The organism is Chryseobacterium echinoideorum, from assembly GCF_007474535.1.
Taxonomy (GTDB): Bacteria; Bacteroidota; Bacteroidia; order Flavobacteriales; family Weeksellaceae; genus Chryseobacterium; species Chryseobacterium echinoideorum.
In genome coordinates this window covers 141,611-151,473 of record NZ_VKNW01000011.1, presented here as the reverse complement: position 1 = coordinate 151,473, position 9,863 = coordinate 141,611, and the positions used below count along the sequence as shown (strand labels likewise).

The 9,863-nt window shown below is 37.8% G+C and carries 8 protein-coding genes; 3 read left to right on the top strand and 5 right to left on the bottom strand.

Annotated features, from left to right (window positions below; genetic code table 11):
* On the bottom strand, nt 1–352 hold a 352-nt coding region (locus FOL89_RS14680), incomplete at its 3' end, for a hypothetical protein (protein WP_144283546.1).
* Nucleotides 353–486: 134 nt separating this feature from the next.
* Here FOL89_RS14680 and FOL89_RS14675 point away from each other — a divergent pair.
* Both FOL89_RS14675 and FOL89_RS14670 read left to right on the top strand, forming a co-directional pair.
* Entirely contained in the window at nt 487–813 is a 327-nt protein-coding gene (locus tag FOL89_RS14675) for a helix-turn-helix domain-containing protein (RefSeq protein WP_228444931.1), read from the top strand.
* Between the two features lie 211 nt (nt 814–1,024).
* A complete protein-coding gene (locus FOL89_RS14670; protein ID WP_144283545.1) occupies nt 1,025–1,765 on the top strand; it encodes a DUF6261 family protein in 741 nt (246 codons plus the stop codon).
* 79 nt (nt 1,766–1,844) lie between these two features.
* Here FOL89_RS14670 and FOL89_RS14665 read toward each other — a convergent pair whose 3' ends face one another.
* Nucleotides 1,845–3,011 carry a Pycsar system effector family protein gene (locus FOL89_RS14665; protein WP_144283544.1) on the bottom strand — a complete coding sequence of 389 codons (1,167 nt, stop codon included), beginning with the start codon at nt 3,009–3,011 and terminating at the stop codon, nt 1,845–1,847.
* A gap of 26 nt (nt 3,012–3,037) precedes the next feature.
* Here FOL89_RS14665 and FOL89_RS14660 point away from each other — a divergent pair, with 26 nt between their 5' ends.
* Complete coding sequence (locus FOL89_RS14660; RefSeq protein WP_144283543.1) at nt 3,038–6,751, top strand: metallophosphoesterase; 3,714 nt, start codon at nt 3,038–3,040, stop codon at nt 6,749–6,751.
* Nucleotides 6,752–6,904: 153 nt separating this feature from the next.
* Here the strand turns inward: FOL89_RS14660 and FOL89_RS14655 are convergent, their stop codons facing one another.
* The 3 genes from FOL89_RS14655 to mazG are packed head-to-tail and all read right to left on the bottom strand — an operon-like array spanning nt 6,905 to nt 9,624.
* The gene (locus FOL89_RS14655; RefSeq protein ID WP_144283542.1) at nt 6,905–7,774 is read right to left on the bottom strand and encodes a hypothetical protein; all 870 of its coding nucleotides are present in this window, start codon (nt 7,772–7,774) and stop codon (nt 6,905–6,907) included.
* Between the two features lie 2 nt (nt 7,775–7,776).
* Nucleotides 7,777–8,856: an FUSC family protein gene (locus tag FOL89_RS14650; RefSeq protein ID WP_144283541.1), complete on the bottom strand. Its 1,080-nt coding sequence runs from the start codon at nt 8,854–8,856 to the stop codon at nt 7,777–7,779.
* Nucleotides 8,857–9,624 (bottom strand): nucleoside triphosphate pyrophosphohydrolase, encoded by a 768-nt coding sequence (gene mazG / locus FOL89_RS14645; RefSeq protein ID WP_144283540.1) that lies wholly within the window; start codon nt 9,622–9,624, stop codon nt 8,857–8,859.
* Nucleotides 9,625–9,863 lie beyond the last annotated feature (239 nt).

The following is a 9,863-nucleotide window of genomic DNA, read 5'->3' as shown; positions in this document are numbered from 1 at the left end:
CATCTGCGGGAGCATTATCCCGGACAATATGAAAGGTATAGGTGTGATAGTTGGGTCCGTTCTCAATATAGATCACGTCATCGGTATCAATAGATACTCCATCGGCGTAATTAATTTTCCCTTTAGCATTTTTCTTTGCATAGGATTTAATCTCAACCTCTGCTATTTGAAGCTCAGGAAGAAGCTGTGCTTTGTGCTTAGCTTCGTTAAGGGAAATTCTTTTGGAAGTCAGTCGCAAGCCTGTGCTGCCGTGCGCTTCTTCTTCGTTGTGAAATTCTTCGGTGCGGCAGGAGAACGCCGAGACACCGATAAGGAATATCAGGCAGAGCCTGAGAAATAAATGTTTTTTCATAAGCATTTATGTTTTAATGGTTTAAAGATATAAAAATTTTATTACTCTACAAATATGTGACAAATATTCGAAAAACAAACGGAAGAAAATTACTGGTTTCCGTATTATTTTACTAAAAGAAAATTTATGTACTTTTGAAAAAAATACACGGCGCTATGACATTAGGAGAAAAACTGAAAAAAGCAAGAATCAGCAAAAACTTTACGCAGGAGTATCTTGCCGATCTGCTGCAGGTTTCGCAAAAAACCTACTCCAATTTCGAGAACGATAAAAGCAAGCCCGATTTTCAGCAGGTAGAAAGCATTGCACAGGCACTACAGACCAGTGTGCTCGATTTTCTGAGTGGTGATTCTATTTCATTTAATTATGATAACACTCAAGGAGGAAATAATGGCTTCATCTATCAAAATCAATTTCCTGAAAACTGGTCGAGCAATACGAAGAGCGCATCAAAGAGCTGAAAGAGCAGGTAGAATTCTGGAAGAGCCGGTCGCAGGGCAGCAACTCATAAAATCCTCTTCCGGAGAGCCTCCTGCACCCGTGCAACAGACTTTCCGGTAACCGGGAAAGTCTCTTACACCCTAGTAAGAAGCTTTCCGGTAAGCGGGAAAGGCTGACCCAGCTCCGTAACAACATTTCTCCCTCAACTACAAAACATAATTTTATAAAAATATGAATGCAATTGAATTAAAATTACTCCGCAACGCAGAATATCTGCAGTATGTAAAAGACTATTTAGGAATCATTAACCAGAATAACCCTACACAGCTTGGGATTGACGCCAAACTCTCTGCCTTTACGGCAAAAATCACGGAGCTTGAAGCCTTGTACAAAAAAGCTCTTGCCAGTGAAAAAACTCAGGAGCTTCTTATACTTGACGAAAGAAGAGACAACGCCATCAACGGTATTTATTATTTCCTGCTTGGCAATACCTACCATTTTGAAACCGAAAAGCAGCAGAACGCAAAGCTGCTCCTCACCAATATGGAGCTGTACGGCAGCGGCATCGCAAGACTGAATTATATGGCAGAAACCGCAACCCTCAACAACCTTCTGCGCGACTGGGAAAACAAACCCGAGCTTGCTGCCGCCGTTACTTCTTTCGGTCTTGCATCATGGGCAAGCGAATTGAAAACCGCCAATGAAGAGTTCAATACGAAATATCTTTCCCGAACACAGGAATATGGTGACGCCAGTCCGGAAACCCTCAAACTGAAAAGAGATGAAACCAATACCGCCTACTATGCCCTGCGCGACAGGATTGATGCCCTGCATCTTCTGGTAGAAAATCCGCCTTCTCCGTATGAGCCATTGATCAATCAGCTCAATGCGCTCACCGATCAGTACAACAGGTTGCTGGTCAACAGAGCCGACCCCTCATCATCATCTGCTCCCGAAAATCCACAGGTATAAAAGGAACAGGCTTCCTATTATATAAACATCCGCATTAATTTTTAACTCATGCGGATGTTTTTTTTATTTAAAACCTAGATTATAAACTCAGAAACGCATACCCGAAAGCCAGCACCGAGATAATAATCCCTGCCATGAAAATAGCATACGTCGTAGAAAGCAGCTTATATTTCCTGTCTAAAACCTTTCCCAGAAAATACAGATCCTTGATCATCGAATCGTAGATATAATCGCGGTCTTTCAGCATATCTCTCATCGAATGATGATAATCATCAAAAAGCATCTGGTGAAAGTTCCCGAAAAACAAAAGATTTACTTTTCGTTGGGCAATATCATCCTTTGTAAAATGGGTTTTGGTGACATTCGGTTTTGTGGAAAGTATCGCAAAAACAATGGTAAGAACACTTGAAAAAAGCAACAAAAATGTCGGGATAATCAGATGCACATTCTTCGGAGTATCCAGCTTCGGCACCAAAACAGACAGGCACACAGAAATAATGATGGCATTTACCGACAATAAAATATTTGCCTTGCTGTCGGCAATATCGCTCAGGCGGGTGTGGTTATTCAGAGTAACTCTGAACAGGGTATCCACGCTTCTGTCAGATTTTGGGTCTTTCTTTTCTGCTTCTTTATCTTTGCTTTGTTTATCTTCCTTATTCAGCTTTTTTTCAAGCTTTTTCACATTTTTCAGCTTCAGGGGTTCCCAGTGTTCTTTAGCATAATCGGTAAAATACTGGTGTTTGTTTTTTAAGAAATCAACATTCAGCTCGTTCCATTCTTCATTAGAAAAGCAGGTGCCACCCGTAAGCTCCCATTCTTTCCGCAAAGCTTCCGAAGTGTCATGGTAAGAAGGACTTGCAAAATGACTGAAATCTGCATCTTTCATGATCTTTTCTAATAAACTCTGAGGCTGATGATACTTTTCGGTGGAAAGAATAAGCTGATAAACCTCCTGGATGTATTCCTCCGGATAGTTTTCTTTCAGCAGAAAATCTTTCATGAGTTCTGCGCTTCTTTTTTCGTGTCCTTCTGCATTGCAGTCGGTAAATCCTACGTCATGAAACCAAAGCGCAAGAATCACTTTTTCTCTTTCCGCATCAGAAATTCCGGAATGCTTTATAATTTCTTCAGCTTTGTTGACCGCAAATGTTGTATGAATAAAATTGTGATAAAAATATACCGAAGATAACTTATCTTTGAATAAATTTTCAACATAATTTTTAGCCTTGTCTAGAATGTTCATTGCGAAATTTTTCTAATTGTAAATGTATGAATTTATCTTCTAAATATATTCTGAAAAATATTTCTGCAGTCTTAAAAGTCATCGTGTTTTCGGTACTTGTTTTATCCTGCGCCACCTATAACGTAAAAAAGGGGAAAAACTTGCCGGAAATACAAAATAACACCACAGAGATGACCAATGATTTTCAGATTTTTCTCATTGGTGATGCCGGAAATGCAGAAGAAATTCAGGCTCAGCAGACGTTGCAGTTTCTCAAAAACAAATTAGATTCCGCAGATCAGAATTCTATGGTCATTTTTTTGGGTGATAATATCTATCCGCTGGGAATGCCAAAGGAAACAGATCCGGAATATGCTTTAGCAAAGCAGAAAATGGAAAACCAGCTTGCCATTACTAAAGATTTTAAAGGAAAAACCCTGGTAATTCCGGGAAATCACGACTGGTATCACGGTCTGGAAGGTCTGAAAGCACAGCAAGATTTTGTAAAATCTTACCTGAAAGATAAAAAATCTTTTCTCCCTAAAAACTCCTGCCCTATTGATGATATCAATTTAACGAAAGACATCAAACTTATTGTCATAGACTCTGAATGGTCTTTAATTGACTGGGACAAATATCCGGGAATCAATAAAAACTGTGACATCAAAACACAGGAAGATTTTTATACGGAGTTTAAAGATTTAATCATTAAAAATCAGGATAAAAGAATTATTGTTGCGCTTCATCATCCGGTAATCAGCTCGGGAGTTCATGCGGGCTTCAATTCGCCAAAATCCCATCTTTTTCCTCTCAGAGGGAAGATTCCGGTTCCGGGAGTTGCAACATTAATCAATACTCTGAGAAGCTCTTCCGGAGTAAGCATGGAAGATCTCAGCAACAGACATTATACTGATTTTGCCAACAGGATAAAAAGTATCATACAGGATAAAGATAATGTCATTCTGGTTTCCGGACACGATCACAATCTGCAGTATCATCAGGATAGAAACATCCGCCAGATCATCAGCGGAGCCGGCTCAAAAACAGATCCTTCCACGATTGTAAAAAACACCGGTTTTTCTTATGGAGGAAGCGGTTTTGCGGTTTTGAATCTAAAAAAAGATCACAGCTCCGAAGTCGAATTTTTCTCCACAATAAATAATCAACTCAGGAAACTTACGCAAATTTCGGTAATTGAAAGACCTAAAGGTTTTGAAAATAATTTTCCTGATCAACTTCCTGTGGCTCAAACATCAACCCTTTATCCTGAAAGACTTACGGAAAGAGGAGGTATCTACCGCTGGCTTTGGGGAAATCATTACAGAAAATACTACGCAACGCCCATTGAAGCTGAGGTTGGAGATCTTGCTTCTTTAAATGGCGGCTTTACGCCTTTCAGAGAGGGCGGAGGAAACCAGTCTAACAGTCTTCGCCTCAAAGCTGATGACGGACAGGAATTTGTGATGCGCGGAATTAAAAAAAGTGCCGTCCGTTTTCTCAACGCACAGGCTTTTAAGAAAAATACTTTCGGAAACGAACTCAACAATACTTTTCCGGAAAGATTTCTTCTTGATTTCTATACCACCAACCATCCGTTTACCGGATTTGCGGTCAATAATATGGCTGATAAAATCGGGCTTTTTCACAGCAATCCGAAACTGTATTTTATTCCGAAACAAAAAACTCTGGGAAGATATAATGAGCATTACGGCGATGAGCTTTATATGATTGAAGAGCGGTTTTCTTCCGACCCAAAAACGCTGCAGTATCTAAACAATGCTTCTGATATCCTTTCTACCGCAGATGTGCTGAAAAATATGAGGAAAGACAGCAAATATTCTGTAGATAAAGAAACGTATATCCGTGCAAGAATTTTTGATATGCTGATCGGTGACTGGGACCGCCACGAAGATCAATGGAAATGGGCAGAATACAAAAAAGGGGACAAGATCATCTACAAACCCATTCCAAAAGACAGAGACCAGGCTTTCAGCAACTACGACGGTACCGCTTTCAAAATCATTATGAATATCCCGATGATCCGCCACATGAAATCTTTTAAAGATGACATCAAAAACGTACGCTGGATGAACATGGAACCCTATCCTTTAGATTTATTTTTCCTGAAAGACTGCAATGAAAAAGACTGGGAAACTCAGGCAAAATACATTCAGAAAAACCTTTCGGAAAAAGATATTGATGAGGCTTTTAATAACCTCCCAAAAGAAGTGCAGGACGAAACTCTTGCTGATATCAAAAGAAAACTGAAGCTCAGGAAGCAGAAAATTGATATTTACGCCAATGACTATTACCACATTCTTCAGGAAAAAGTTCCTTTGGCAGGAACGGTGAACTGTGACAAATTTGTCATCATAAAACATAAAGACTCTGTAGAAGTCAAGCAATTCAAATTCAATAAAGATCAATCGGAAGAATTGGTTTTTGAAAAAGTTTATCATTCAAAACAGACAAAAGAACTCTGGATTTACGGGCTTGAAGAGGATGACATCTATGAAGTTTCAGGAAACGGTAAATCTAAAACCAACATTCGCCTGATCGGTGGTTATCATCATGACACTTACCATGTTTCTAACGCAAGAAAGGTGAAAATCTATGATTTTAAATCACAAAAAAATACATACAATACAAAAAATACCACTAAAAGAATAACCGATGATTATCACATCAATACCTACAACTGGAAACATCCGAAATATAATTTTGTAGCGGGATACCCTAATGCTAATTTTAATCCGGACGATGGAGTGATTCTGGGATTTGTAGCCAATTATACCGTCAATAATTTCATCAGAGATCCTTTTACTCAGAAACACAGTTTCGGTGCCAATTTTTATACCGCAACGGGAGGATTCAACCTTAAATACAAAGGAATTTTCAAGAAAGCGGTTTGGGGTTGGGATGCCGGAGTTGATGCTTCGTACACAACCCCTTACTTTGCAAGAACATTTTTTGGTTTAGGAAATGAAAGCCTGAATGATGTTGATGAAGACAATCGGGATTACAACCGTGTCAGAATTTCACAAATTAAATTTGCTCCTTCTATCTCAAAAACAAGCTGGCTAAATTTTAAACATCAATTTCAATTAACTTTTGAAAACTCTAAAGTGCAGAGAAATGACGACCGCTTTATTGCTGTTTCAAACGATGTAAGACCTGAAGTCTTTAATGACCAGCAATTTGCAGGAGCCAATTATACCTTCAGTTTCAAAAATTTTGATAATACTGCTTTTCCAACATTGGGAATGGAATTTTTCATCAACGCAGGATGGAAAACCAATCTTCAGGAACTTGACAGAAACTTTGCTACACTTTCGGGAAAAATGAGCATCTATCACAGAATTGACAAAAAAGGAAAATTTGTTTTTGCCAATTCTACTCATGCCATGATGATCAACAACAACCAATTTGAGTTTTTTCAGGCAGCCGCAATTGGCGGTAAGAATGCGATGAAAGCCTACAGAAATGAAAGATTTGCAGGAAAATCTTATCTCGCTAATAATTCTGAAATCCGATGGGATTTTGGAAGGGTCAAAAATAATATCGTCCCGGTAAATATAGGAATTTTAGTAGGTTATGACATTGGAAGAGTCTGGATTGATCATGAATATTCCCAAAAGTGGCATCAAGGTGCAGGTGCAGGTTTCTGGCTTAATATTCTGGAATCTTTCTCTGCTAAAATCCAGTATTTTGTAGGGGAAGACGGAGGAAGAATTTCCGGTGGTCTTGGAATGAATTTCTAAGAGGCATCACCTCTTTTTTAACTTTAAATTTGTCATTCTGAATAAAGCAAAGCGGAATGAAGAATCTCATTTTAAGACATTCTAAATATCACACGAATCTAAAATAATATTTATTGATCAGATTCTTCCTTCGTCAGAATGACAAACCGGAAACTATTCAATTGAAAATTTATAAACATTCCCTCCTTCCTTTTTATCCTTTTCATCGGCAATCATCAATGTTTTATCATCAATAAAGACAACAGCTTCTTTTTGGGAGTTATGGTTTAAAGATATTTTCTGAATATTGGCTGCATTAAAATCATCATTGGTAAAACCTGTTAACACATGAATATTTTTGTGCGTTAAAAGAATAATCTGATTTTTTGAATTGATCGCTGCAGAAGTAATAGCTGCATCATTATAACCTCCGTCAAGTTTCAGTTTGCCAACCAGTTTTGCCTCAAAATCACCTTGCTGATTCGGGATTTTAAACACCAGAAAAGTTCCGTCAAAACCTTTGCTTCTGTTTTTGGTAAACAAATAGAAATAACCTTCTTTTTCTATAAAAGCTTCACAATCATACAGCCAGTTTGATTTCTTTGGTGGAAATTCAGTCTGACCTTCGTAATGAAATGTTGTCGTTTGAATAACTTTTGCCGATGTCTGATTCTCGTTATTCAAATCTATTTTGATGATCGAAAGATTTTGCCTGTCATTATCATTATTCCCGAAATCACCTATGTAAACATTTCCGGATGAATCTGTTGTCATATCTTCCCAGTCATTGTTTTCAGTATTTTCCACCAGAACATCTGCAATTTGGTTTCCGTTTCTATCCAAACCGTAGACTACATTTTTATTTCCTGCATCTTCAATTGCCCAAATTGTTTTTTGATCTTTAGACAAAGCAATCCCGGAGACTTCCTTCAGTTTTTTAGGAAGAGAAAATTCCACCTTCAAATCATCTGTTTTTGAAGAATCCTGAGTTTTAGGATTACAGCTCAACAACAAAAATGACGATAAAACCACAATACGAAACATATCTATTTTTTTAATTTTTTAAACTGAAAATAAGAGAACCTGATATTTTTCTCTAAATTATTAATAATCTGCTGATGATGCAGGAAAAATCCTGCCGCCAAACCGATAAGACTACCGATGACAGTATCAATCAATCTTGCTGTCATTAAAGCCCCCACATCATGATGTGTTTCACTTGCTGTTTCTGCCAAAAGAATGGTTAATGGTGTGATAAAAATTACAGCAAAACCGTAATTTCTTACGATCAGCAACTCAATAATAAACTGTAAAATAGTGATGATAAAGATTATGATAATCTTTTCAGGATTAAATACAAGAATCAGCCAAGCAAAACCAATTCCGATGAATGTTCCCAGAATTCTGTGCATATTTCTTTGTCTCACATGCTCAAAATTCCTTCCCTGAATGATGGCAACCGTTGCAATGGAAATCCAATAAGTATTTTTAAATTCTAAAAGATGACCTACCATTAAAGTAAGTGCCATAAAAAATCCGATGATCGTACTCTCAACAAATTTTGTGTATCTTCTTTTCTTAAAGCTTCTTCGGGGAACAGTTGCCATTTTGCTTTTTTCGATAAAAACAGAGTACAGAAAAGCAAAAGAACAAGATAATATCGCTCCCATCGCAACCAGTCCTACTCGGGTGGGAATCATTTCAAGATCAAATTTATAGGTACTTGCCATTGCGGCGACCATGATAAAGAAAAAATTTCCCGGCGGCGGAATTTTAAAATAAGAGGAAATAAAATGTGCCAGAAACGAAATGATTCCGACTGATAAAGCTGCAAAATAAATATTAAACCCGAAAAAAGAACTTACCGTAAAGGAAAAAACAATGCCGAAAGCACAGATGGCAAGATGAATCATTCTCTGGGTAATCGGAGCTGAAGTAAAATATAAAATCGTTAAAGCTCCCAAACTTGAAAGTGCACCGTAATTAGGTTTTCCAGAAAAATATCCGATAAAAAGGCAACTCCCGATGCACAATGCGGCAAGAAAGGGAAAATGCCATTTCCTTTCCGTTTGTTTGAACTCCAATAAATATTGAAATCTATTCTGGGTGGGGTTCTGGACTTTCATCTACTGTAAAAGTTTAGCTTTTTCCCACAAAACATCCATTTCTTCCAAAGAAAGGTCGGCTAATTTTAAATTTTGCTCCGAAGCTAAAATTTCCATTTTCTGAAACCTTGAAATGAATTTTAAATTGGTTCTTTCCAATGCAGAATCAGGATTGATTCCTGAAATTCGGGCGTAATTGATCAATGAGAAAAAGACATCGCCCAATTCCTGTTCTTTTTTATCCAGATCGGTTTCTGCATGAAACTCCTGAATTTCTTCGTCTACTTTTTTCCAGGCATCTTCCGCATCATGAAATTCAAAACCGATTCCTTTTACTTTATCCTGAATTCTGTAAGCTTTTACCAGGCTCGGCAGACTTTTCGGCACTCCGCCCAAAATGGATTTGTTTCCTTCTTTCAGTTTTAGTTTTTCCCAGTTCTGTTTTACCTCTTCTTCGTCTTTCACTTCCGTGTCTCCATAAATGTGAGGGTGACGGAAAATTAATTTCTCGTTTAAAGAATTGATAACATCCGCCATATCAAAACTTCCTTTCTCAGAGCCTATTTTGGCATAAAAAACCAAATGAAGCAGCACATCTCCCAACTCCTTTTTTATTTCCTGCAAATCGTTCTGCAAAATGGCATCCGAAAGTTCGTAGGTTTCTTCCAGCGTTAAATGACGAAGCGATTCCAGCGTCTGCTTTTGATCCCATGGACATTTTTCGCGCAGATCGTCCATAATGTCTAATAATCTTCCGAAAGCTTCCTGTTTTTCCTGTTTGGTATTCATATTCTAAGAATTCAAAGTGATGCAAATTTACGGGAAATCTTTGTGAAAGCTGTTTTGTCTTGAAATAAAAGAATATTGCACCACAACACACCTGAATTAAAGTAACCTTGAAGTAGTTTGACAATGAAAGCGTAACAAAGGTGATGGAAAGTGAGGTTGTGGGAATTGAGGGGATTGAATAGAAAAACTCCTGAGAGTTGTTAATAATAAATTTAGTAAACATTTTAACTTGTTATTTA

Excerpts from the sequence above, each read along its gene's own strand:
- mazG (WP_144283540.1), bottom strand. The coding sequence starts at position 9,624 with ATGAATACCAAACAGGAAAAACAGGAAGCTTTCGGAAGATTATTAGAC.
- FOL89_RS14670 (WP_144283545.1), top strand. The coding sequence starts at position 1,025 with ATGAATGCAATTGAATTAAAATTACTCCGCAACGCAGAATATCTGCAG.
- FOL89_RS14660 (WP_144283543.1), top strand. The coding sequence starts at position 3,038 with ATGAATTTATCTTCTAAATATATTCTGAAAAATATTTCTGCAGTCTTA.
- FOL89_RS14655 (WP_144283542.1), bottom strand. The coding sequence starts at position 7,774 with ATGTTTCGTATTGTGGTTTTATCGTCATTTTTGTTGTTGAGCTGTAAT.
- FOL89_RS14650 (WP_144283541.1), bottom strand. The coding sequence starts at position 8,856 with ATGAAAGTCCAGAACCCCACCCAGAATAGATTTCAATATTTATTGGAG.
- FOL89_RS14665 (WP_144283544.1), bottom strand. The coding sequence starts at position 3,011 with ATGAACATTCTAGACAAGGCTAAAAATTATGTTGAAAATTTATTCAAA.